The organism is Streptomyces sp. NPDC048248 (genome assembly GCF_043201875.1).
Taxonomy (GTDB): Bacteria; Actinomycetota; Actinomycetes; order Streptomycetales; family Streptomycetaceae; genus Streptomyces.
This window is the reverse complement of record NZ_JBICZL010000017.1, coordinates 17,721-39,954: the sequence shown is the minus strand read 5'-3', so window position 1 is coordinate 39,954 and position 22,234 is coordinate 17,721. Positions and strand designations below refer to the sequence as shown.

The window sequence follows — 22,234 nt, the reverse complement described above, 5'->3', positions numbered from 1 at the left end:
TCTCAGGAGGCCTTGCCGAAGCGCAGGCCCGCCAGTCCGTTGGCCCACAGCTGGTTCACCTGGGCGCGCTCGTTGGCGTCCGGCTGGGCGTTCTGGCACGAGGTGCCGGGGCCGCCACCGGACATCAGCTCGCTGCAGGGGCCCTCGTAGTGGTCCGGCAGACCCAGCACGTGGCCGGTCTCGTGGGCGGTCACGCGGGTGGAGTTGTACTCCTGGTTCTGCTGGTAGTCCAGGAAGACGTAGCCCCGGCCGTGGCCGTCGGTGCTGGCGTAGGAACCGCGCGGGTCGTTGCCCTCGCGGTACTGGAAGTCGCCGCCGCTGCCTGCCTGCAGCTTCACGTTCGACACGGCGCTGTTCCAGATCGACGCGCTCTGCGATATCTGACTGGCGAAGGTCGGGGCGGCGCTGGCGTCGTAGGTCACGGTGACCGACGCCGCGTTCGGGTGCGCCTTCATCTTGGCCTTGGCCGACTTCATGACGGCCTCGAAGAACGCCTTGGTGTCGGCCTTCTCGGCGGCCGAGCCGGTGTACGCGGCGATCGAGGCCCGCGTGCTGTGGGAGGAGGTGGGGGAGGAGGGGGAGGCTGCCGAAACCGGTGCCGCTGCTGCGAGCGCGGCAACGAGGCCCAGGCCGAGCGCCGCCGACAGCGCCGTCTTGGGAGATCTCATGTGGGGGCTCCTTTATTTCCGAGGGCCGTACGGTCGCCGTGTGGGGCGGCGACCGGGGCCCTGCGGATTTCTTGGTGCCGCCGAGTCTGGGGGGAGTTCACCCGTCGGGCGGAGATGCCAGGTGGTGATAGGACGAGGCAATACCCCTCGGGAAAATGGCACTTGGCGCAGGTGAAGAGTCTGGTGTGACGTATGCCGACGTCGATATGCTCCCGATGTGGAGCTTGAGGTGAGGCATCTTCGCGCAGTGTGCGCCATCGCCGACTCCGGCAGCGTACGCAAGGCGGCCAGGCAGCTGGGCATGACCCAGCCCTCCTTGACGACCCAGCTCCACCGCATCGAGAAGGCCCTGGGTGGCCAGCTGTTCTTCCGCGAGGCGAGCGGCAGCCGCCCCACTCCGCTGGGGTACTCCGTGCTCTGCCGGGCCCGGCCGATAGTGGCCGAGATGCGGGCGCTGGTCGAGGAGATCGCCACGGTGTCGGTGCGCGAGAAGGGAGCGCGGCTGCACATCGGCAGCACCAACAGCCGTGCCGTCGCCGGCTGGCTGCGCAGACTGCGGGTGCGGCTCCCGGAGACCGACACCACGATAAGGACCGATGTGTCTGCCAATGCGCTGCTGCAGATGGTGGTGATGGGGCAGCTCGACGTGGCGTTCGTGCACGAGGTCGAGGGCGCGCCGCTACGGGTGCCCGAAGGGCTGGTCGAGCATGAACTCATCGCCAGGGAACCGCAGTTCATCGCGATGTCCGACAGCCACCCGGCGGCGGCGCGGACGGTGGTACGGGTCCAGGACCTGGCCGACGACCAGTGGATGGTCGACCCGACGGTGGACGGCGAGTGGGCCGGGCTGCGGCGCGTCTGGGCCGCCGCGGGCGTCAAGCCCCGGGTGGTGCACGGCGATTACCTCACCGCCGTGGATCTCGTCACCGCAGGTGAGGTGGTCACCCCCTGCCAGCCGACCGCGCGGCCCCGGCAGGGCATGGCCATCCGCCCGCTGCACGGCGACCCGCTGGCGGTGCGCCTCTTCATGGCCTGCCGCCCGGACGGCAGCCCGGCAGCCCCCGCCGATGCCCTCTTCGCCGACCTGACCTCGTCCTACATGGAGATCGCCTGGTCCAGCGCGGCGTACCGCGACTGGCTCGTCCGGCACGACGGGCCGCTGCCGGTCGGCATCTAGGAGCTGTCCGGGCGGGCCCGGTGGCCGCTGACCACAGCGCCCGCGGCCGATCGCGGAAAGCCGGCCGCCACCCGGATCCGGTCGATAGGGCCGTGACTGCCGGGCATGTGGGTCAGGTCCTGGTGGAGATCTCCGGGGTCGGGAGGGGGCCGCCGTCGGTGTCGGGGCCGGGGGTGGAAGCGGGGGCCGGAGCGGGAGCGGGGGAGACGGGCGCGGGGGCGGACTCGATGCGGCGGGGTGAGCGCTCCGGCGCGGGATACGCGAGATGCACCAGCCGCGACTGTTCCTGACGCATGTACATGAGCGATTCGAGGATGTATCCGACCAGCAGGACCAGGGCCGCTGTGCTCATGATCGCGGCCGCGAGGATCGCGGTCGGGAAGCGCGGCACGGTGCCCGTGCTGACGTAGTCGAGGATCACCGGGATGCCGAGAACGACCGCAAGCAGGGCCAGCAGACCCGCGACCGCGGTGTGCACGAGCGAAGGCCGCTCACGCCGTGCCAGGTTGAGGATGACGCGCAGGATGCGCCACCCGTCCCGGTAGGTGCGCAGTTTGCTCTCGCTGCCGGCCGGGCGGTCCTTGAAGTCGACGGGGATCTCGGCCGTGGGCAGTCGCAGGATGAGCGCGTGGACCGTCATCTCGGTCTCGGTCTCGAACTGGCGGGAGAGCGCGGGGAAGGACTTGACGAAGCGTCGGGAGAAGACCCGGTATCCGCTCAGCATGTCGGTCACGTCATTGCCGAAGAGGGACCGCACCGCCCCGGTGAGCAGCTTGTTCCCGACGGCGTGGCCCGTCCGGTAGGCACCGTCGACCGTCTCGCGGCGGACGCCGAGGACCTGGTCGTAGGGCCCCTCGAAGAGCAGGTCCACCATCTCGCGTGCCCGGGAGGCGTCGTAGGTGTCGTCGCCGTCGATGATGAGCAGGGCGTCGGCGTCGACATCGGCGAAGGCACGCCGGATGACATTGCCTTTTCCCTTGCGGCGCTCCTCGCGGATGATGGCGCCCGCCGCGCGGGCGACCTCCACTGTCCGGTCGGTGGAGGCGTTGTCGTAGACGTAGATCTCCGCTTCGGGGAGCGCGGCCCTCAGATCGCGCACCACCTTGCCGATGGCCGCCTCTTCGTTGTGGCACGGCACGACGCAGGCGATCGTGGGGCTCACAGGCTCTCCTCGGATGAATCGACACCGGCCGTAGTGGTCAAAATATGACATAGCGCCGCATGGTCGGCGAGGGGAACGCGTGCTGTTACCGTCAGTTCCGTGCCGTTTCCCGGGTCCTTGACGCTGCGTATGGGCGACGCCCTGCGGGGTATCTGGCGCGAGGCTGCCAAGTTCGGGGTCGTCGGGGCGCTCGCCTTCGTGATGGACAACGGGGGCTACAACCTGCTGGTCTTCGGCCTCCCGGGGGGCGGTGGCGGGCCGATGGCGGCCGCGCCGGTCCAGGCCTCCGTCCTCGCGACGGGTGCCGCGACGATCTTCAGCTGGGTCGGCAACCGCTATTGGACCTACCGTCAACAGCGCCGCGAGAAGGTCTCCCAGGAGCTGACGCTGTTCCTGATCGTGAACATCATCGGCCTCGTCATCACCGCGGGCACCGTCTTCCTGTCCCGGCATCTGCTCGGGCTCGACTCCGCGCTCGCCGACAACGTCGCCCGCATCTTCGGCTGGGTTCTCGCCACGCTGTTCCGCTTCGTCACCTACCGGCGCTACGTCTTCGTCGCGCCCTGATCCGGCCGGGTGGGCACGCCGGGCGCGGTCCGGTAGCCGCTGTTAGCATCCGGGCATATGGGACATCTGCGATGGATTCGGCGTGAACGACGCTGGTCCTGGGCTCTGGCGCTCATCGCCACGGCCTGTTGCCTGGTCACCACCGCCGTGTTCTCCCCCGGGTTCGTGAGCGCGGACACCCTTTCCCAGCTCCGGCAGGCCCTGGGCCGGGAGCCGCTGAGCGACTGGCACCCGCCCGTCATGAGCCTGGTGTGGCAGGGGCTCATCGCCGTGACGGGCCTCCCCGCGGCCTTGGCCATCGTGCAGTCCGTCCTCTTCTGGGCGGCGCTCGGGACGATCGCCTGGTGCGTGTGGGAGGCGACCGGGAGCCGGCCGAAGTCCCTCGCCGTGCTCGGTGTCGGGCTGACTCCCCAGGTGCTGACGTTCGTCGGTGTGGTGTGGAAGGACGTCCACATGGCGATCGCGCTCCTGGCCACCTGCGCGGTCGCGCTGGTCGGGCGGCGCCTGCCGGCCGGTCGGTCCGCCCTGCGGTGGGCCCTGCTGTGGCTCGGAGTGCTCTTTCTCGTCTACGCCATCCTGGTGCGCAAGAACGCCGTCTTCGCGGCGATTCCGGTCTTCGTGCTGCTCGTCCTCGCCCTGTGGGGTGGCCGTCCCGGGCGCCGGACGTGGCTGATGTCCACCGCTGCTCTCGTCGTCGCCCTGGTGCTGCCCTCGGCCGCCGTCTCGGCCTTCGCGCGGCCGGTGCAGTTGAGCCAGGGTTCGCAGATCCTGCTGGACGACCTCATCCACGTCGTGCCCGTGCGCGAGCTGCGAACGGCGGACGTGTCGCTGGAGCTGCGGGGCCGGCTGGTGGCCGCGGCGGAGGAGTGCCACCGCATCAAGTCCCTGTCCAACTCCTACTTCACCTGCTATGACCCGGGCCCGAACGGACTCGCCGCGGACGCGGACCAGCTGACGTCCTTGTGGATCAGCAAGATGAGCGGCGATGTGCCCCTGTACCTCCAGTACCGGCTGCAGGTCTTCTCGGAGCTGCTGTTCAAGGGCCGCTACGAGTACCAGAACGGGGTCATGCCCAACGACCTCGGACTGCGGGTGACGAACCCCCGGCTGGAGGCCACCCTCCAGAACTACATCGACGCCGCGGTCCGGGATCTGTCGTTCCTGTTCGCGGGGTGGTTCTGGCTCGGCATCGGTCTGGTACTCGTGTTCCGGCCGGGCCGGGGGAGCTTCTCGATGCCCGTCCGGGCGCTGGCCTTCAGCTCGGTGGCCTACGTGGTCGGATACCTGCCGATCATGCCGGCGACGGACTTCCGCTACATCTACTGGCCGGCGATCGCGGGCACGCTCGGCCTTCTGCTGGTGTGGGTCGGCCGCGGCGCCCCGCCGCCCGCGTCCCCGACCGGCTCACGGACCGGCGACGACCGGCGGGAGGAGCCCTACCGGTCGGCGGACTCCGAGAACGAGCCGCTGCCCAACTGACGCCGCCCGCGGGGACGGCCGCCCGAACGGCCGCACCCGGACCACCGTGGACTCCCCGTGGGGCGTCCGGTGGGCCGGGTGCGGACGGCCGGACTCTGCGGAGCAGTCACCGCAGGTCGGATCGCCTGATGGCGGATCAAGCCTTCTTGGTCTCCCAGAAGATCTTGTCGATCTCGGCAATCAGGTCGAGCGCCTTCTGGCCGGTGGCCGGGTCGTTCGAACCCTTGGCGGCGCTGAGCGCCTTGAGGGTGTCGTTGACCAGCTGGTGCAGCTGCGGGTACTTCTCGAAGTGCGGCGGCTTGAAGTAGTCGCTCCACAGCACCGAGACGTGGTGCTTGGCCAGCTCGGCGCGCTGCTCCTTGATCAGGACGGCGCGGGTGCGGAAGTCCGCATCCTCGTTGCCCTGGTACTTCTCCTGGACGGCCTTGACCGACTCGGCCTCGATACGGGCCTGGGCGGGGTCGTACACGCCGCAGGGAAGGTCGCAGTGGGCGCTGACCTTGACCTTGGGGGCGAACAGGCGGGAAAGCATGTTCAGTCCTTCCTCGTGATCGTCTTCTCAGGTGCGAGATTACTCGGTGGGGGAAGCCTTTTCGCGGGTGCCCCGTGGGTCTTAGGGCAAAAGTCCAGTGCCAAGGTGGGGCGGATGGAGGATGGACCGGTGAGCGGGTCGGACCGGAGGGACGGGATGCCGGAGCGGGTGGAAGAGCGCGGGCCGGAGCGGGAGCGCGCCGAGGGCACGGGGCAGGCCGGCGGCCGGGGCGGGCTGCTGAGCGCGTTCGGGCTGGCCGAGGTCTACAACCCCTCGATGGTGCCGACGCTGCAGCCGGGGGACCAGCTGGTGGTGCAGTACGGGGCGGCGGTGCGGCCCGGTGACGTGGTGGTGCTGCGGCATCCGTTCCGTCAGGACCTGCTGATCGTCAAACGCGCCGTCCGGCGGGACGAGGGCGGCTGGTGGGTGCAGGGCGACAATCCGTACGTCCGGAACGACAGCCGGGAATTCGGTGCCGTTCCGGACGAGCTGGTCATCGCGCGGGCCTGGGCCCGGGTCCGGCCGCCGCGCGGGATTCAGCGGTCGCCGAGGGCGCTGCTCTCCTGGGCCGTCTCGGCGGTCCGGCCGGTGCGGGCGGACCGGTCGCTCTCCAGGCGCTTGCGGGCGCGGTAGGCGGCGACGTTGGCGCGGGTCGCGCAGCGGTCGGAGCAGTACCGCCGGGAGCGGTTGGTGGAGGTGTCGAGGTAGGCGTTGCGGCAGGGCCGCGCCTCGCAGATGCCCAGCCGGTCGACGCCCAGCTCGGTGAGGTGGAAGGCCAGGCCCATGCAGGCGGTCGCGGTGTAGCCGGCGGTGGCGTTGGCGGCGTGGTCGGCGATGTGCAGGTGCCACTTGGGGCGGCCGTTGTCGTCGCGGAACTCGTGGCCGGAGATCTGCGGGCTGACCGGGAACTCCATCATCAGCGCGTTGAGCAGGTCGACGGCGAGCACCTCGTCGCCGCCGTCGGCGGCCTCGAAGACGGCGCGCAGCCGGGAGCGGACCGTGCGCAGCCGCGTGACGTCGCTGTCCGTCGCGCGCCTGGCTGCCTGCTGTGCCGGGCCGAAGAGGTCGCGCACGGCCTCGACCGAGGTGAGGCTGTCACCACCGCGCTCGGGCTGCTCGGTGTTGACCAGCCGCACGGCAAAGTCCGAGTAATAGGCCAGTTCCACTTGTAGTCCTTACCAGGGGCGGTCTATGGTGCGGAGTGCGTGTTCGTAATGGGTGGTTTAGCTACGAGGGTATTACGGGCTGAAGGGGATGCGATGACCGAGACCATTGTCGGCGCCGACTGGCAGGCGTGGCAGAGCAGTTGGGACCGTCAGCAGGAGTGGTACATGCCCGACCGCGAGGAGCGGTTCCGGGTGATGCTCGACATGGTCGAGGCGCTGGTGGGCCCCGAGCCCCGGGTTCTGGATCTCGCGTGCGGTACGGGCAGTATCTCCGACCGTCTCCTCAAGCGGTTCCCGAAGGCGGAAAGTGTGGGCGTCGATCTGGATCCGGCGCTGCTGGCCATCGCGGAGGGCTACTTCGAGGGCGAGTCGCGGGTCCGCTTCGTGCGGGCCGACCTGAAGGACCCGCAGTGGACGTCCCGGCTGCCGCACGACTCCTACGACGCGGTGCTCACCGCCACCGCGCTGCACTGGCTGCACTCCGAGGACCTGCGCGGGCTGTACGGGCAGCTCGGCGGGCTGGTGCGGGACGGCGGCGTCTTCATGAACGCCGACCACATGCCGGAGGACGCCACTCCGCGGATCAACGCCGCGGAGCGGGCCTTCCGGCACGCGCGGATGGACCGGGCCAAGGAGTCCGGCGCGGTCGACTGGGCCGCCTGGTGGCAGCTGGCCGCCGCCGACCCGCGGCTGGCGGGCCCGACCGCCGAACGCTTCGAGATCTACGGCGAGCACGCCGACGGCGACACCCCCTCGGCGCGGTGGCACGCCCAGGCGCTGCGGGACTCCGGTTTCGCCGAGGCGCGGGCGGTGTGGAGCTCCCCCTCCGACGCGCTGGTGCTCGGCCTGAAGTAAACCCGGGGCCGGCCGCGAACTGCGCGGTCCGGCCGGGACGAGGAAGCACGAAGGCGGTACGCGGACCCTTCCGGGACGCGTACCGCCTTTCTTCGTGCGCCGGGGCGCCCGGTCCTCAGAGCACCTTGGACAGGAACGACTTGGTGCGCTCGTGCTGGGGGTTGCCGAGCACATCGCGCGGGTGGCCGGTCTCCACGACCACGCCGTCGTCCATGAAGACCAGCGAGTCGCCGACCTCACGGGCGAAGCCCATCTCATGGGTGACGACGATCATCGTCATGCCGTCAGCGGCCAGGTCCTTCATGACGTCCAGGACGTCACCGACCAGCTCCGGGTCGAGCGCCGAGGTCGGCTCGTCGAACAGCATCAGCTTCGGCTCCATCGCCAGCGCACGGGCGATGGCGACCCGCTGCTGCTGACCGCCGGAGAGTTGCGAGGGGTAGTTGCCGGCCTTGTCGGCGAGGCCGACGCGGTCCAGGAGCTTGGTCGCGCGCTGCCGGGCGGCGGACCGGGACTCGCCCTTGACCTGGATCGGCGCCTCCATGATGTTCTCCACCGCGGTCATGTGCGGGAAGAGGTTGAAGCGCTGGAAGACCATGCCGATGTCGCGGCGGCGGGCGGCGACCTCGCGGTCGCGCAGCTCGTAGAGCTTGCCGTTGTGCTCGCGGTAGCCCACCAGCTCGCCGTCGACGGACAGCCGGCCGGCGTTGACCTTCTCCAGGTGGTTGATGCACCGCAGGAACGTCGACTTGCCGGAGCCGGACGGGCCGATCAGGCAGAAGACCTCCTTGGGCGCCACTTCGAGGTCGATGCCCTTGAGGATGTGGGCCGCGCCGAAGGACTTGTGGACGCCCTCGGCCTTCACCATCGGGACGGCGGTCTTTGCGGTCATGCGGCACCTCCGGGGCGGTTGAAGCCGCCGGACAGCTGCGCCTTGGCGCGCTGGAGCGGGGTCGGCGGGAGCTGGCGGCTGGAGCCGCGGGCGTAGTAGCGCTCCAGGTAGTACTGGCCGATGCTCAGGACAGTGGTGGCGATCAGGTACCAGGCCGCGGCGAGGATCAGCATCTCGACGACGACACCGGAGTCGCGTCCGACGTTCTGCGCGGCCTGCAGCAGGTCGTAGTACTGGACGGCGATGACCAGCGAGGAGGTCTTGAGCATGTTGATGACCTCGTTGCCGGTCGGCGGCACGATCACCCGCATCGCCTGGGGCACGATGATCCGGCGCAGCGTCTTGCCCTGGCTCATGCCCAGCGCGTGCGCCGCCTCGGTCTGGCCCTCGTCGACGGCGTTCAGACCGGCCCGGCAGATCTCCGCCATGTACGCCGCCTCGTTGAGCCCGAGGCCCAGCAGCGCGCACAGGAACGGGGTCATGAAGTCCGACCACTCGTCCTTGTAGATCGGCATGACGTCGATGTACTGGAAGACCAGGCCGAGGTTGAACCACAGGAACAGCTGGACGTAGACCGGCGTGCCGCGGAAGAACCAGACGTAGAACCACGCGACGGTCGAGGTCACCGGGTTCTTGGACTGGCGCATCACGGCCAGGACCACACCGAGGACGATGCCTATGACCATGGAGAGCACGGTTATCAGCAGGGTGTTGCGCAGGCCCTTGAGGATGTCCCCGTTGAACAGGTACTGGGGTATGGCGTCCCAGTTGACGTTCCCGGAGGCGAAGGCACGGACCAGCAGCGCGAGCACCGTGAGTACGGCGACGGCCGCCACCCAGCGCCCGTAGTGGCGCACGGGTATGGCTTTGATGGGCTCGGGCTGGGGCGGCGGGGCGTCCGCCGGCGGCTGTGCCGACTTGTCGACGTCAACTGACACGGGTGTTGCCTTTCAGCGTTCGGCGGGGGTTGCGCGGTGAGCGGGGGAGGGGGACTCGCGGCGGCTCAGGAGCCGGCGTTGAGCTTCACTTCCTCGACCGCGGCGTCCTTGACGTCCCACTTCTTGAGGACCTTGGCGTACGAGCCGTTCTTGATCGCGTTCTCCAGGGCCGCGGAGAGCGCGTCGCGCAGCCGCTCCTTGCCCTTGGGCACCGCGATGCCGTACGGCGCCGCCTTGAGCGGTTCGCCGCCGACCATCTGGAAGTCGTTGCCGTTGCCGGAGACCTTCACCGCGTACGCGGCGACCGGGTAGTCACTGGAGACGGCGTCCACGCCGCCGGTCCGCAGCCGGGTCTGGGCCTCGGAGTCGTTGTCGAAGGCCTCGATCTCGATGGCCGGCTCGCCGCTCGACCCGCACTTCTTCGACTTGTCCTTGGCCAGGTCGTGCGAGACGGTGCCGCGCTGCACCGCGATCTTCTTGCCGCAGAGGGCTTCCCAGCTGTCGATGCCCTGCGTCTTGCCCTTCTGGGTGTAGAGGGAGACGCCGACATTGAGGTAGTCGATGAAGTCGACGCCCTCGCCGATCTTCTTGCCGGTGCTGCTGTCGATGCCCTGCTGGCGCTCCTTGGTGTCCGTCATCGCGGACATGGCTATGTCGTAGCGCTTGGACTTCAGGCCGCCCATGAGGGTGTCGAAGGTGGCGTTGTTGAAGTTGAGCTTGATGCCCAGCTCCTTGCTCATCGCCTCCGCCAGATCCGGGTCGATGCCCACGACCGCGCCGTTCGTGCGGAACTCCACCGGCTTGTACGTGATGTCCGAACCGACCTGGAGCATCGCCTTCTCCTGGACGTCCTTGGGGAGCATCTTGAAGAGCGGCGCGTGCGTGTTGCGGTTCTTGTGCGCCTCGCGCTTGGCGATGGCCGCATCCGTCTGGTCACCGCAGGCGCTGAGCAGCAGCAGCGAGGCGGCGACCGCGGTCGCGGCGGCCACGGCTGAACGAGACCTGCCGGCGGCCGAGCGACGGGTGGAGCGTGCGGTCATGCTGATCCTCCAGCGGATGGGAGTAGCCGACGGGCAGGGGTCGGGCACACCCCATTGAGCGTCGCGACCTCGGTTGGTTACGGAATCTTGCCATCCGTAATCCGGAATGCGGACTGGTCGCCAGGTCAAAATCGGATAACGGACGCGCGGGGTCCCGCGTGGCCCAGACGGCGCAAGGGTGGGGCCCCCTCGGAGGGGTGCCAAAGGTGGTCCGTATCGCCCCGGCGTCTCGGAATTCGGACAAGCAGAGGGCGACTCCTCTGCGTTTTTGCGCATTTCGCCGTTATTGTCAGAGCTCTGAACCGGAGGGTAATGAATCTGACTCGTCGAGCCCCGCGCCCGTCCGGTAGAAAGGTTCGTTACACCCCTCATCCGGGGCTCAGGGCGCGTGTGCGGCGCGCCCGGTGTCCGCACCTCCCCCCGCGCGGCGGCCATCCGCCTCGCCGGGCGCGGACGCGGTGCCCGCCCACCCCTTAACCAGGGAGTGGTCACCCTCAACTGATTTACGATTAAAGGGGTTGGACAAGTGGCAGCGGAGATCGTCAATCCTCGCAGCGACAGCAATACGGGCGCGGGCTCGGGCGGTGCTCCCGACGAGTACTTCGACCCGGCCTTCGCGCTGCATCGCGGCGGCAAGATGGCCATCCAGGCGACCGTTCCGGTGCGCAACAGGGACGACCTGTCCCTCGCGTACACACCGGGCGTCGCCAAGGTGTGCAGCGCCATCGCCGACCAGCCGGACCTCGTGCACGACTACACCTGGAAGTCCCAGGTCGTGGCCGTGGTCACGGACGGCACCGCGGTGCTCGGACTGGGCGACATCGGTCCGGAAGCCTCCCTCCCGGTGATGGAGGGCAAGGCCATTCTCTTCAAGCAGTTCGGCGGCGTGGACGCGGTGCCGATCGCCCTCGGTACGACCGACGCCGACGAGATCGTCGAGACCGTCGTCCGGATGGCGCCGTCCTTCGGCGGCATCAACCTGGAGGACATCTCCGCCCCCCGGTGCTTCGAGATCGAGCGCAAGCTCAAGGAGCGGCTGGACATCCCGGTCTTCCACGACGACCAGCACGGCACCGCCGTGGTGACCCTGGCCGCCCTGCGTAACGCCGCCAAGCTCACCGACCGTTCGCTCGGCCAGCTGCGCGCGGTCATCTCGGGTGCCGGTGCGGCCGGTGTCGCCATCGCCAAGATCCTCGTCGAGGCGGGCATCGGCGACGTCGCGGTCTGCGACCGCAAGGGCGTCGTCTCCGCCGACCGTGACGACCTCACGGACGTCAAGCGCGACGTGACCGGCTTCACGAACAAGGCCAATCTGAGCGGTTCGCTGGAGAGCGCGCTGGACGGCGCCGATGTCTTCATCGGGGTCTCCGGCGGCACGGTCCCGGAGTCCGCGGTGGCCACCATGGCGAAGAACTCGATGATCTTCGCGATGGCCAACCCGAACCCGGAGATCCACCCCGACGTCGCGCACAAGTACGCGGCCGTGGTCGCCACCGGGCGCAGCGACTACCCGAACCAGATCAACAACGTGCTCGCCTTCCCCGGCATCTTCGCCGGTGCGCTCCAGGTGCGGGCCTCGCAGATCTCGGAGGGCATGAAGCTCGCCGCGGCCGAGGCGCTGGCCGCCGTCGTCGCCGACGAGCTCAGCGCCGACTGCGTCATCCCCTCGCCGTTCGACGAGCGCGTCGCGCCGGCCGTGACGGCCGCCGTGGCGGCCGCCGCCCGCGCCGAGGGCGTCGCCCGCCGCTGATCCGCGGCACAGCGACCGACGGGCCGGGCCCGCACCTCTCACAGGTGCGGGCCCGGCCCGCTGTGTGCCAAGGACCCGCCGGGCGCGGCGCGTGTCACACCCGTGCGTGGTACCGCAGCACGCGGCAGCGGCCTACTTTGGGATCATGTTTGCTGCCTACGCCGCCCGCATCGACCGCGACCAGCCGCTCAACGGCCTCGAATTGGGGGAGCGCCCCGCCCCCGAGGAGCGCCCCGGCTGGACGACCGTCAACGTCAAAGCCGCCTCCCTGAACCACCACGACCTCTGGTCGCTGCGCGGGGTGGGGATCGGCGAGGAGTCGCTGCCGATGATCCTCGGCTGCGACGCCGCCGGAACCGACGCGGACGGCAACGAGGTCGTCCTGCACTCCGTCATCGGGCAGACCGGCCACGGCGTCGGCCCCAAGGAGAAGCCCTCCATCCTCACCGAGCGCTACCAGGGCTCCTTCGCCGAGCAGGTCACCGTCCCCACCTGGAACGTGCTGCCCAAGCCGAAGGAACTGTCCTTCGCCGAGGCCGCCTGTCTGCCCACGGCCTGGCTGACGGCGTACCGGATGCTGTTCACCAACGCCGGGGTACGGCCCGGCGACAGCGTGCTCGTGCAGGGCGCGGGCGGCGGCGTGGCCACCGCCGCCATCGTGCTGGGCGCCGCGGCCGGGCTGCGCGTCTTCGCCACCAGCCGGGACGAGGCCAAGCGCAAGCGGGCCGAGGAGCTGGGCGCGGAAGCCGCGTTCCCCAGCGGCGAGCGGCTGCCGCAGCGGGTGGACGCGGTGATCGAGACGGTCGGCGCGGCCACCTGGTCCCACTCCGTCAAGTCGCTGCGCCCCGGCGGCAGTCTCGTCATCTCGGGCGCCACCAGCGGCTACCACCCCGAGCGCACCGAACTCAACCGGATCTTCTTCCTGGAGCTGAAGGTCGTGGGCTCCACGATGGGCAGCAAGGAGGAGCTGGCGTCGCTGCTGAGCTTCTGCGCGGCCAAGGGCATCCGGCCGGTCATCGACTCGACGCTGCCGCTGGACCGGGCGCGCGAGGGCTTCGAGAAGATGGCCCAGGGCGATCTGTTCGGCAAGGTCGTGCTGACGGTCTGACGCCGGCGGTTCAACGGTCCGGCGGGTCCGGTGTGGTGAAGGGGACGAGTGGCGGGCATGGGTGAGACGGGGACGGATCGGCCGCGGATCCTGCGGGCGGCCGAGCGGACCGCCGCGCCGTGGAGCAACGGCGGCGGGGTGACCCGTGAGGTCGCCGTCCACCCGCCGGGATCCGGCTGGGACGGGTTCGACTGGCGGGTCAGCCTCGCCGAGGTGACGCGGGACGGGCCCTACTCGCCGCTGCCCGGGGTGCGGCGGATCCTCACGGTCGTCGACGGCGCCGGCACCGAGCTCACGGTGGACGGCCGCACCCACCAGCTCACCGGCCGCTTCCGCCCGTTCTCCTTTCCCGGCGACGCGGTCACCGAGGGCAGGCTGCCGGCCGGCCCGATCGTCAATCTCAATGTGATGCTCCGGGACGGGCGTGCGGCGGCGACCGTGGAGACGGTTCGGGGAAGGCGGTCGGTGCCAACCGCACCGGGGAACGGCCCGGATGCCGGACGCGGCGGCCCGGTCGTCCTCGTTGTCGCGCTGGAGGGCGGCACGCGGCTCGCCGGGGCCGCGGAGCCGGTGGTGCTGGAGCGGTTCGACGCGGCCCTGTTCGCCGGCGAGGGCGCGGACGGAACGGGTCCGTGTCCGCAGCGGCAGTGGGAGCTGCACACGGACGGCGTCGCGGCGTTGATCACGCTGACTCCGGCCGGACCGCTCTGAGGCCGCTCCGGCTACGGATAGCCGACCTTCACCGCCCCGATCCCCAGGGTGCTGTGCCGCGGCAGATATCCGGCCTCGAAGACCGCGCTCAGGACGGGCTGCAGGAGCTGCGCCAGCCGCTCGGCCCGGGAGTGGCCCAGGGCCCGCCAGGGCCCGGCCGCCAGGCGGTCCGTCATGTGCTCGATCTCCTCGCGTTCCTTGTGGGCGCGTTCGGTCGCGCTGCCGTCGGGGGCGATCCAGCCGCGGGCGGCCAGGCGGTGCCGGGCGTCGGTCCACTCCTGCGCGCTCCAGCCGCGCCCGGCGAAGCCGGCGGCCGGGGCGGCGCCGATCGCGGCGAACGACACCAGCGCCTCGCACGGATCGAGGCCGCAGGTCAGCAGCGCCGCCAGGTGGCCGTCGCCGCGGTGCTCGCGCAGTACCGTCGCCGCCTGCCAGAGCACCAGGTGGGGTGAGTCGGGCCAGGGCAGATCGCGGTTGGCGGCCGCCAGCGGCCGGGCCGCGGTCCCGGCGTTCTCGGCGGCCTGGCGTGCCAGCCGGGCCGCCTCGACCAGCTGCGCGGTGGTCAGCCGGTCACCGACGAGGGCGGTCAGGGTGCGGTCCACCGCCAGCAACCGGGCGTCGAGCACCTTGGCCGGGTCGGCGGTCGTCCAGATCCCGGGAACGTACCTGGCGATCATTCGCGGGCTGAAGCTGTAGTAGGTCGCGGCCACCAGCTCGGGCCCGGCGGCGCCCAGCGGGGCGGTACGCCAGGCGAAATAGCTCGGCCACCGGGAGCCCACGTCGAAGCCGAGGTCCGACGCGACCTGCCGGGCCTCGGGGGCGAAGTAGAGCGTGGCGTGCAGGGGTTCGAGCTGGTGCCACATCCGACGGGCGACCGGCGGGTAATCCGACATCGCTGATACCTCATGGCCTTCACGATGTGTGCAGACAGGGAGAGTTGACCGTAGACCGGAACGCGGCCGTCGGTGGGCGGAATCGAGTCGCCGGGGGCCCTGGCTCCCGACCCCGGACGAAGAACCGTGCGAAGAACTGATTTCCCCGATTACGGGCGGTGAATCTCGGACCGCGATGGGTAACTCTGGGTAAGGGAAACCGGGTTGGGGGGTTCCGCCTCCAGCGGCCGCTTCGTGACAGGGGGAGGCCGGCGGGCCGCGGGCACGTAAATTCGCTCCGGTGATGGCTGTCGGTGCGTGTGCCGGCACCGCCTCGACAGCTGGAGGGGCCGGTGTGTGCGCGGGCAGCGCCTCGCGGAATCCGCCGGTGTCCCCGTGGTCGAACGCGGCGTGTTTTCAGGGGAGTTGAGGTCTCCGCGCAGGGACCGGCCCTGGGTGGAGGGTGCCGAGTTCCCAGGTGCGACGGTCTCGACGGCCCGCGACCTCCTGGCCGGGCCCCGCGGCCTCGGCGTGGGCTTCGTGATCGGCGGCCCCTTGACCGGATGGTCGAAGACGGCGACGGCGACGGGGGCGGCGATGCGGGCCGGACGGTTGGGTGGTTGATCCGGCCTCGGGGTGAGGGGTCCTGCCACCGCTGTGGTTTCTGCCGGTTGACTGATCGCCCTGGAGCATCGCCGGGTTGATCCCGAGGTCCCGATCGCCGCGCTGCGGGCGCCTCGGCGTTCTGCCCCCGTGTCAGCCCCCGGCCCCGCCGTGTCCTACGGGGTGTCGTCCGGGTCGGTCAGGGACGCGTGCCGTTCCGGGTCGCGCAGCAGGGCGCCGATGTGCGCGGCGGTGGTCGACAGGCGTCGCCGGGACTCCTTGAGCTGCTCCGCCGTGACGCCGTGGTCGCGTGCCGCGTCCCGAAGGTCGTCGCGGAAGCGGTCCAACAGCCGGTCGAAGTCGCGGGCCGGGTCGCCGCTCGCCGGCTCGCCCGCCCACTCGGGGGTCGGTGGAGCCGCTGCCCGCGCCGTCTCCTCGGCCGGACCGGAAGGCGCGGCCGGTGTCCGGTCCTCGCCGTCCTGGGCGGCGGCTGCCTGCTCGGCGCCACGGGACGAAGCCGTACCCGCCGTGAAGCGGCCGACCTCACGGGAGACCTCGGACAGCGCCTCGCGCACCGCCCCCGACCAGTCGCCGGACCGCATGTGCCCCTGGGTCTGCTCCTGTACGCGCTGGATGACCCGCTGGACCTCCTCGCGGGCGAACGTCTGCGCGTCCTTGGCCTGCTTGCGGGCCCGCTGGGCGTCCTGCCGGGCCCGCCGGCTCTCCTCCTTCGCCCGCCGCGCCTGTTCCTTCCACTCGTCCTTCGCGCGCCGGAACTCCTCCTTGGCCTGCCGCCAGGACTCCTTGTCGCCGAGCGAACCGTCGAAGAGGTCCGCGTCCGGCCCCCGCCCTCGCGCGCCACCGGCCCGGCCCGGACCGCCGGCCTCCGCGCGGGCCTGCTGCGCGGCCTCCCGGATCTCCCGGCGCAGCTCGCTCGCGGAGCCGCTGACGTCCGCCCGGATGTCGGAGGCGAGCGCGGCGACCGACTCCCGGATCTCCAGTTCGAGGTCCGCCAACTCGCCGCTGCGGTCGGAGAGTTCGCGCCGACCCGCCTCCGTGAGGGAGTAGACCTTGCGGCCGCCCTCGGTGGCGTGCGTGACCAGCCCCTCTGCCTCCAGTTTGGCCAGTCGCGGATAGACCGTGCCGGCGGAGGGGGCGTAGAGCCCCTGGAAGCGCTCCTCCAAGAGGCGGATGACCTCGTAGCCGTGACGCGGGGCCTCGTCCAGCAGCTTGAGGAGGTAGAGACGGAGGCGGCCGTGGGCGAAGACGGGGGGCATGCTCAGAGCACCTTCTTCTCTGCGGGGGTGTCGGTGGGGGCGGCGCCCCGGGGGCCGGAGTCCGGGGCGCCGCCGTCCGCGGCGCCCCTGACGTCCTCGAAGGCCGGCCGACGCAGCAGCGTCAGCCCGCCGGAGACGGTGGTGACCTTGAGCGTGCCGGTGCCCGCGCCGAGCGCGCCGGTGATCCTCTTGGCGCCCCACTGGCCGCTGACACGCAGGTCGTCGAAAACGTTGGCGACCGCGCCGCTGGTGGTGTTGGCGTCGACCCTGGCGTCGGCCGGGTCGGGGAGCCGGATGGCGACCTCCCCGGAGACCGTCGTCAGGCGGACGTCCGCGCTCCTGGCGGTGTGGTCCAGGTCGAGCACCATGTCGCCGCTGACCGAGTCGGCGTGCACCGCACCGCCGGCTCCGTCGATGACCGTCAGGTCCCCCGAGACGGAGTGGAACCGCAGGTCGCCGGTGACGGCCTGCGCCTCGACCCTGCCCGAGACGGTGTCGGCACGGACCGCGCCGGTCAGCCCGACCAGCGTGCTGTCGCCGCTCACGCCGCGCAGGTCCGTACGCCCGGAGATGCCGGAGATCACCGCGTGCGCGCCGACGACGCCCACCTCGACGCGGGTGGTGGCCGGCACGGTCACCGAGACCACCGCGCTGCGGTGCCACCTCTTGCGTTCACGGAACGCCAGCAGGCCCTTCCAGGGGAGGTCCTGGTAGGCGAGGGAAAGGGTGCCGTCGAGATACTCGACGGTCAGCGGCGGGCCCTTGACCTCGCTGATCTCCAGGCGGGGCGGGTCGCCGTCGGAGGTGCCGACGACGTTGACGGTGCCGCCGACGAGGCGGACGTTCAGCGTCCTGACGGGCTCTTCGATCTCCAGCGTGCGTGGTGCGGAGATCGACCACTCGGTCCGGGCTGACATCTCCGGCCTCCCTGGATCGGCGCCACCCGGGCAGGCAGGCAACGCAACATATCGTGTCTTCGAGAACACGATATATCGCGGATCGGGGAAGTCAAGACAGGAACGGGGCGCCGCGGCTGCGACGGCGCGGGACGGCGCGCCCGCTCGTGGTCGCTCCCGGGCGCTCCCTACTCGTCCTCGTCATCGTCGTCGAGCCTGGCCAGCCAGGTGGCCAGCCGCTCCACCGGGACCTCGAAGTCCGGGTTGAGGTCGACGAACGTCCGCAGCTGGTCGGCCACCCACCCGAGGGTGACCTCCTCCTCGCCGCGCCGGTTCTCCAGTTCCTCGATACCTCGGTCAGTGAAATACACGCGCTCTCCACCAGGGGTCATGGGTCGTTCCCGGCAAGGATAGGCAGGCTCACGGACCGCTCGCGCCACAGCACCCGAGGGCCGGCGTGATGGCCCGTCAGCAGTCCTGTGCGGGGGCAGGGCACGGGGCCTTCGGCCGTGCGCCCGGGCGGCCCGGAACTGCCGGACAGCCCGAAGGGCCCGTCCCTCGCAGAAGCGGGGAGCGGGCCCTTCGGTGCGCTCGGTGCTACCGGTGGCCTCGACGCCTACGCGTCGAAGACCTCCGCGACCAGCTGGGCCTGCTCCGCCTGATGGCGCTTGGCGGAGCCGACGGCCGGCGAGGAGCCGTGCGGCCGCGAGATGCGGCGCAGGCGCTCGCCGTGCGGGATGTCCGCGCCGACGGCCAGGTCGAGGTGGTCGATCAGGTTGAGACCGAGGAACGGCCAGGCACCCTGGTTCGCCGGCTCTTCCTGAGCCCACAGGTACTTCTCGGCGTTCGGGAACTTGGCGATCTCCGCCTGCAGCTCCTTGCCGGGCAGCGGGTACAGCCGCTCGATGCGGATGATCGCGGTGTCGTTCGCACCGCGCTTCTCGCGCTCCGCCTCGATGTCGTAGTAGACCTTGCCGGAGCAGAAGACGACCTTGCGGACGTCCTCGGCCTTGACCGTGGAGTCGCCGATGACGGGGCGGAAGCCGCCCGTCGTGAACTCTTCCGTCTTCGACGCCGCGGCCTTCAGACGCAGCATCGACTTCGGGGTGAAGACGACCAGCGGCTTGTGGTGCGGGTTGTGGACCTGCCAGCGCAGCAGGTGGAAGTAGTTCGACGGCAGGGTCGGCATGGCGACCGTCATGTTGTTCTGCGCGCAGAGCTGGAGGAAGCGCTCGATCCGGGCCGAGGAGTGGTCCGGGCCCTGGCCCTCGTAGCCGTGCGGCAGCAGGAGGGTGACGCCGGAGGTCTGGCCCCACTTCTGCTCGGCGGAGGAGATGAACTCGTCCACGATCGTCTGGGCGCCGTTGACGAAGTCACCGAACTGCGCCTCCCACATGACCAGCGACTCCGGGCGGGCCAGCGAGTAGCCGTACTCGAAGCCCATCGCCGCGTACTCGCTCAGCAGCGAGTCGTAGACGTTGAAGCGGGCCTGGTCCTCGGAGAGGTAGAGCAGCGGGGTGTAGTCCTCGCCGGTCTCCCGGTCGATCAGCACCGCGTGGCGCTGGCCGAAGGTGCCGCGGCGGGAGTCCTGGCCGGCGAGCCGGACCGGGGTGCCCTCCATCAGCAGCGAGCCGATGGCGAGGGTCTCGCCCATGCCCCAGTCGATGGTGTTGTCCTCGACCTGGGCCGCCCTGCGCTGCAGCTGCGGCAGCAGACGCGGGTGGACGGTGACCCGGTCGGGGATGTTGACCTGCGACTCGGCGATCCGCTTGACGACCTCCTGGGAGATCGCGGTGTCGACGAAGACCGGGAACTCGGCCTGCGGCTGCGGCACCTCGGGGGAGGCCGGCGTCGTGGTCGCGTCGCGGACCTCGGTGAAGACCTTCTCCAGCTGTCCCTGGAAGTCCTGCAGCGCCTGCTCGGCCTCTTCCAGCGTGATGTCGCCGCGACCGATGAGGGACTCGGTGTAGAGCTTGCGCACCGAGCGCTTCTTGTCGATCAGGTCGTACATCAGCGGCTGCGTGAAGGCCGGGTTGTCGGACTCGTTGTGGCCGCGACGGCGGTAGCAGATCAGGTCGATGACGACGTCCTTGTTGAACGCCTGGCGGAACTCGAAGGCGAGGCGCGCGACACGCACCACGGCCTCCGGGTCGTCACCGTTCACGTGGAAGATCGGCGCCTCGATCATGCGGGCCACGTCGGTGGCGTACATGGAGGAGCGGGCCGACTCCGGCGCGGCGGTGAAGCCGACCTGGTTGTTGATGACGATGTGGACCGTGCCGCCGGTGCGGTAACCGCGCAGCTGCGACATGTTGAGCGTCTCGGCCACCACGCCCTGGCCGGCGAAGGCCGCGTCACCGTGCAGCTGGACGGGCAGGACGGTGAAGTCCGTGCCGCCCTTGTTGATGATGTCCTGCTTGGCGCGCGCGATGCCCTCGACGATCGGGTCGACGGCCTCCAGGTGCGAGGGGTTGGCGGCCAGCGAGACCTTGATCTGCTCGCCGTCCAGACCGGTGAAGGTGCCCTCGGCGCCCAGGTGGTACTTCACGTCGCCGGAGCCGTGCATCGACTTCGGGTCGAGGTTGCCCTCGAACTCCCGGAAGATCTGCGCGTAGGACTTGCCGACGATGTTGGCGAGGACGTTCAGCCGGCCGCGGTGGGCCATGCCGATGACGACCTCGTCGAGCCGCGACTCGGCCGCGGAGTCGATGACCGCGTCCAGCAGCGGGATGACGGACTCGCCGCCCTCCAGCGAGAAGCGCTTCTGGCCGACGTACTTCGTCTGCAGGAAGGTCTCGAACGCCTCGGCGGAGTTCAGCCGCCGCAGGATGCGCAGCTGCTCCTCGCGCTCGGGCGACTTGTGGCTGCGCTCGACGCGGTCCTGGATCCACTTGCGCTGCTTGGGGTCCTGGATGTGCATGAACTCGATGCCGGTGGTGCGGCAGTACGAGTCGCGCAGCACGCCCAGGATGTCGCGCAGCTTCATCATGGACTTGCCCGAGAAGCCGCCGACCGCGAACTCGCGCTCCAGGTCCCACAGGGTGAGGCCGTGCTCGATGATGTCGAGGTCGGGGTGCTTGCGCTGGTGGTACTCCAGCGGGTCGGTGTCGGCCATGACGTGGCCGCGGACCCGGTAGGAGTGGATCAGGTCGAAGACCCGGGCGGCCTTGGTGACGTCGTCGTCGTGGGAGACGTCGATGTCCCGCAGCCAGCGGACCGGCTCGTACGGAATCCGCAGCGACTTGAAGATGTCGTCGAAGAAGTCGTTCTCGCCGAGCAGCAGCTGGCTCATGATGCGCAGGAACTCGCCGGAGGCGGCGCCCTGGATCACGCGGTGGTCGTACGTGCTGGTCAGCGTCATGACCTTGGCGACGCCGAGCTTGTTCAGCGTGTCCTGGGACGTGCCCTGGAACTCGGCCGGGTAGTCCATCGCGCCGACGCCGAGGATGAGGCCCTGACCGGGCATTAGGCGGGGCACGGAGTGGACGGTGCCGATGCCGCCCGGGTTCGTCAGCGACGCGGTGACTCCGGTGAAGTCCTCCATCGTCAGCTTGTTGTCGCGGGCCCGGCGGACGATGTCCTCGTAGGCCTGCCAGAACTCGAAGAAGGTCAGCGTCTCGGCCTTCTTGATGGCGGCGACGACGAGCTGGCGGTCGCCGTTGGGCTTCACCAGGTCGATGGCCAGACCGAGGTTGACGTGCTGGGGCTTGACCAGCGTCGGCTTGCCGTCCTTCTCCGCGAAGGAGTAGTTCATCGACGGCATGGCCTTGAGGGCCTGCACCATCGCGTACCCGATGAGGTGGGTGAAGGAGACCTTCCCACCGCGGGCGCGCTTGAGGTGGTTGTTGATCACGATGCGGTTGTCGAACAGGAGCTTCACCGGCACCGCGCGGACGGACGTGGCCGTCGGCAGGTCCAGCGAGGCGTTCATGTTCTTCGCCACCGCGGCCGAGGGGCCACGCAGGGTGACCAGCTCCGGTCCGGCCGGCGCCTCCGCGGCGTCATCGGCCTTGGCCTTCGCCTTGGCCGGTGCCGCGGACTTGGCCGGGGCGGCCTGCTTCGCGGGCGCCGGAGCGCTCGCTGCGGGCTTCGCCGGGGCCGGCGCGGGCTTCTGCGGGGCCGCGGCGGGAGCCGCGGTCTCCTGGGCCGGGGAGCCTGCGGGAGCACTCGCGGCGGCAGGTGTGGCAGGAGATGTGGCCGGGGCGGCCGGAGCAGCGGGCTGCGCGGCGTCAGCCGCTCCCGTGGGGGAGCCCTCCGCAGGCTGGCTCGGCGCCGTGGCACCGCCCGGCTTGTAGTCGGCGAAGAAGTCCCACCAGGCTCGGTCTACCGAGTTCGGGTCCTGGAGGTACTGCTGGTAGATCTCGTCGACGAGCCACTCATTGGGACCGAACGCAGCGGCAGGGTTCTTTCCCTGCCCCTCTTGGTCGGTCGAGATGCTCGAGCTGTTGGGGGACTGTAGCGACACGGCGGCAACCGCCCTCTTCCGCTTCCTAAGGTGGTGGACAGCGGGAATAAAGGCTACGCCTCCCTGCACCCCTGGT

The 22,234-nt window shown here is 70.4% G+C and carries 21 protein-coding genes; 9 read left to right on the top strand and 12 right to left on the bottom strand.

The genetic code is table 11. The features are described 5' to 3' along the window. Positions 1–2 precede the first annotated feature (2 nt). Complete coding sequence (snpA, locus tag ACGFZW_RS31100; protein WP_393896608.1) at positions 3–668, bottom strand: snapalysin; 666 nt, start codon at positions 666–668, stop codon at positions 3–5. Positions 669–897: 229 nt separating this feature from the next. On the opposite strand from snpA, the gene ACGFZW_RS31095 reads away from it, so the two are divergent. Further along, entirely contained in the window at positions 898–1,845 is a 948-nt protein-coding gene (locus ACGFZW_RS31095; RefSeq protein WP_393896607.1) for a LysR substrate-binding domain-containing protein, read from the top strand. 112 nt (positions 1,846–1,957) lie between these two features. On the opposite strand, the gene ACGFZW_RS31090 is transcribed toward ACGFZW_RS31095, so the two are convergent. Further along, the gene (locus ACGFZW_RS31090; protein WP_393896606.1) at positions 1,958–3,007 is read right to left on the bottom strand and encodes a glycosyltransferase family 2 protein; all 1,050 of its coding nucleotides are present in this window, start codon (positions 3,005–3,007) and stop codon (positions 1,958–1,960) included. Between the two features lie 99 nt (positions 3,008–3,106). On the opposite strand from ACGFZW_RS31090, the gene ACGFZW_RS31085 reads away from it, so the two are divergent. Continuing rightward, on the top strand, positions 3,107–3,574 hold the full coding sequence (locus ACGFZW_RS31085; RefSeq protein WP_393896605.1) for a GtrA family protein: 468 nt from the start codon (positions 3,107–3,109) through the stop codon (positions 3,572–3,574). A 57-nt stretch (positions 3,575–3,631) separates the two neighbouring features. Further along, on the top strand, positions 3,632–5,053 hold the full coding sequence (locus ACGFZW_RS31080; RefSeq protein WP_393896604.1) for a hypothetical protein: 1,422 nt from the start codon (positions 3,632–3,634) through the stop codon (positions 5,051–5,053). Between the two features lie 136 nt (positions 5,054–5,189). Here ACGFZW_RS31080 and sodN read toward each other — a convergent pair whose 3' ends face one another. Continuing rightward, positions 5,190–5,585, bottom strand: coding sequence for a superoxide dismutase, Ni (gene sodN / locus ACGFZW_RS31075; protein WP_393896603.1), 396 nt, complete (start codon positions 5,583–5,585; stop codon positions 5,190–5,192). A gap of 156 nt (positions 5,586–5,741) precedes the next feature. On the opposite strand from sodN, the gene sodX reads away from it, so the two are divergent. After that, on the top strand, positions 5,742–6,218 hold the full coding sequence (gene sodX, locus ACGFZW_RS31070) for a nickel-type superoxide dismutase maturation protease (RefSeq protein ID WP_393896682.1): 477 nt from the start codon (positions 5,742–5,744) through the stop codon (positions 6,216–6,218). Here sodX and ACGFZW_RS31065 read toward each other — a convergent pair. After that, positions 6,122–6,751: a CGNR zinc finger domain-containing protein gene (locus tag ACGFZW_RS31065; protein WP_393896602.1), complete on the bottom strand. Its 630-nt coding sequence runs from the start codon at positions 6,749–6,751 to the stop codon at positions 6,122–6,124. The genes sodX and ACGFZW_RS31065 overlap by 97 nt on opposite strands. A gap of 93 nt (positions 6,752–6,844) precedes the next feature. On the opposite strand from ACGFZW_RS31065, the gene ACGFZW_RS31060 reads away from it, so the two are divergent. Continuing rightward, on the top strand, positions 6,845–7,606 hold the full coding sequence (locus tag ACGFZW_RS31060) for a class I SAM-dependent methyltransferase (RefSeq protein ID WP_393896601.1): 762 nt from the start codon (positions 6,845–6,847) through the stop codon (positions 7,604–7,606). 115 nt (positions 7,607–7,721) lie between these two features. On the opposite strand, the gene ACGFZW_RS31055 is transcribed toward ACGFZW_RS31060, so the two are convergent. From ACGFZW_RS31055 to ACGFZW_RS31045, 3 genes are all read right to left on the bottom strand, one after another. Further along, positions 7,722–8,474 carry an amino acid ABC transporter ATP-binding protein gene (locus tag ACGFZW_RS31055; RefSeq protein WP_393896681.1) on the bottom strand — a complete coding sequence of 251 codons (753 nt, stop codon included), beginning with the start codon at positions 8,472–8,474 and terminating at the stop codon, positions 7,722–7,724. Positions 8,475–8,494: 20 nt separating this feature from the next. Then, entirely contained in the window at positions 8,495–9,436 is a 942-nt protein-coding gene (locus tag ACGFZW_RS31050; protein WP_393896600.1) for an amino acid ABC transporter permease, read from the bottom strand. A gap of 65 nt (positions 9,437–9,501) precedes the next feature. Then, positions 9,502–10,476, bottom strand: coding sequence for an ABC transporter substrate-binding protein (locus ACGFZW_RS31045; protein WP_393896599.1), 975 nt, complete (start codon positions 10,474–10,476; stop codon positions 9,502–9,504). A gap of 526 nt (positions 10,477–11,002) precedes the next feature. Here ACGFZW_RS31045 and ACGFZW_RS31040 point away from each other — a divergent pair. The 3 genes from ACGFZW_RS31040 (at position 11,003) to ACGFZW_RS31030 (ending at position 14,045) form a co-directional block, all read left to right on the top strand. Continuing rightward, positions 11,003–12,226 (top strand): NADP-dependent malic enzyme, encoded by a 1,224-nt coding sequence (locus ACGFZW_RS31040; RefSeq protein WP_393896598.1) that lies wholly within the window; start codon positions 11,003–11,005, stop codon positions 12,224–12,226. A gap of 145 nt (positions 12,227–12,371) precedes the next feature. Further along, the gene (locus ACGFZW_RS31035) at positions 12,372–13,334 is read left to right on the top strand and encodes a zinc-binding dehydrogenase (protein WP_393896597.1); all 963 of its coding nucleotides are present in this window, start codon (positions 12,372–12,374) and stop codon (positions 13,332–13,334) included. Between the two features lie 57 nt (positions 13,335–13,391). After that, on the top strand, positions 13,392–14,045 hold the full coding sequence (locus ACGFZW_RS31030; RefSeq protein WP_393896596.1) for a HutD family protein: 654 nt from the start codon (positions 13,392–13,394) through the stop codon (positions 14,043–14,045). An 11-nt stretch (positions 14,046–14,056) separates the two neighbouring features. Here ACGFZW_RS31030 and ACGFZW_RS31025 read toward each other — a convergent pair whose 3' ends face one another. Beyond that, positions 14,057–14,938, bottom strand: coding sequence for a hypothetical protein (locus ACGFZW_RS31025; RefSeq protein ID WP_393896595.1), 882 nt, complete (start codon positions 14,936–14,938; stop codon positions 14,057–14,059). A gap of 336 nt (positions 14,939–15,274) precedes the next feature. On the opposite strand from ACGFZW_RS31025, the gene ACGFZW_RS31020 reads away from it, so the two are divergent. Next, positions 15,275–15,541: a hypothetical protein gene (locus tag ACGFZW_RS31020; protein ID WP_393896594.1), complete on the top strand. Its 267-nt coding sequence runs from the start codon at positions 15,275–15,277 to the stop codon at positions 15,539–15,541. Positions 15,542–15,696: 155 nt separating this feature from the next. Here the strand turns inward: ACGFZW_RS31020 and ACGFZW_RS31015 are convergent, their stop codons facing one another. From ACGFZW_RS31015 to ACGFZW_RS31000, 4 genes are all read right to left on the bottom strand, one after another. Next, positions 15,697–16,797 carry a helix-turn-helix transcriptional regulator gene (locus ACGFZW_RS31015; protein ID WP_393896593.1) on the bottom strand — a complete coding sequence of 367 codons (1,101 nt, stop codon included), beginning with the start codon at positions 16,795–16,797 and terminating at the stop codon, positions 15,697–15,699. A 2-nt stretch (positions 16,798–16,799) separates the two neighbouring features. Then, positions 16,800–17,714 carry a DUF4097 domain-containing protein gene (locus ACGFZW_RS31010; protein WP_393896592.1) on the bottom strand — a complete coding sequence of 305 codons (915 nt, stop codon included), beginning with the start codon at positions 17,712–17,714 and terminating at the stop codon, positions 16,800–16,802. A gap of 167 nt (positions 17,715–17,881) precedes the next feature. After that, complete coding sequence (locus ACGFZW_RS31005; protein ID WP_033266669.1) at positions 17,882–18,064, bottom strand: DUF6104 family protein; 183 nt, start codon at positions 18,062–18,064, stop codon at positions 17,882–17,884. Positions 18,065–18,309: 245 nt separating this feature from the next. Next, on the bottom strand, positions 18,310–22,158 hold the full coding sequence (locus ACGFZW_RS31000) for a multifunctional oxoglutarate decarboxylase/oxoglutarate dehydrogenase thiamine pyrophosphate-binding subunit/dihydrolipoyllysine-residue succinyltransferase subunit (RefSeq protein WP_393896591.1): 3,849 nt from the start codon (positions 22,156–22,158) through the stop codon (positions 18,310–18,312). Positions 22,159–22,234 lie beyond the last annotated feature (76 nt).

What these genes read in the sequence shown, in the direction of transcription:
- snpA (WP_393896608.1), bottom strand. Translation starts at nt 668, where the DNA reads ATGAGATCTCCCAAGACGGCGCTGTCGGCGGCGCTCGGCCTGGGCCTC.
- ACGFZW_RS31080 (WP_393896604.1), top strand. Translation starts at nt 3,632, where the DNA reads ATGGGACATCTGCGATGGATTCGGCGTGAACGACGCTGGTCCTGGGCT.
- sodN (WP_393896603.1), bottom strand. Translation starts at nt 5,585, where the DNA reads ATGCTTTCCCGCCTGTTCGCCCCCAAGGTCAAGGTCAGCGCCCACTGC.
- sodX (WP_393896682.1), top strand. Translation starts at nt 5,742, where the DNA reads ATGCCGGAGCGGGTGGAAGAGCGCGGGCCGGAGCGGGAGCGCGCCGAG.
- ACGFZW_RS31060 (WP_393896601.1), top strand. Translation starts at nt 6,845, where the DNA reads ATGACCGAGACCATTGTCGGCGCCGACTGGCAGGCGTGGCAGAGCAGT.
- ACGFZW_RS31055 (WP_393896681.1), bottom strand. Translation starts at nt 8,474, where the DNA reads ATGGTGAAGGCCGAGGGCGTCCACAAGTCCTTCGGCGCGGCCCACATC.
- ACGFZW_RS31045 (WP_393896599.1), bottom strand. Translation starts at nt 10,476, where the DNA reads ATGACCGCACGCTCCACCCGTCGCTCGGCCGCCGGCAGGTCTCGTTCA.
- ACGFZW_RS31035 (WP_393896597.1), top strand. Translation starts at nt 12,372, where the DNA reads ATGTTTGCTGCCTACGCCGCCCGCATCGACCGCGACCAGCCGCTCAAC.
- ACGFZW_RS31030 (WP_393896596.1), top strand. Translation starts at nt 13,392, where the DNA reads ATGGGTGAGACGGGGACGGATCGGCCGCGGATCCTGCGGGCGGCCGAG.
- ACGFZW_RS31025 (WP_393896595.1), bottom strand. Translation starts at nt 14,938, where the DNA reads ATGTCGGATTACCCGCCGGTCGCCCGTCGGATGTGGCACCAGCTCGAA.
- ACGFZW_RS31015 (WP_393896593.1), bottom strand. Translation starts at nt 16,797, where the DNA reads ATGCCCCCCGTCTTCGCCCACGGCCGCCTCCGTCTCTACCTCCTCAAG.
- ACGFZW_RS31010 (WP_393896592.1), bottom strand. Translation starts at nt 17,714, where the DNA reads ATGTCAGCCCGGACCGAGTGGTCGATCTCCGCACCACGCACGCTGGAG.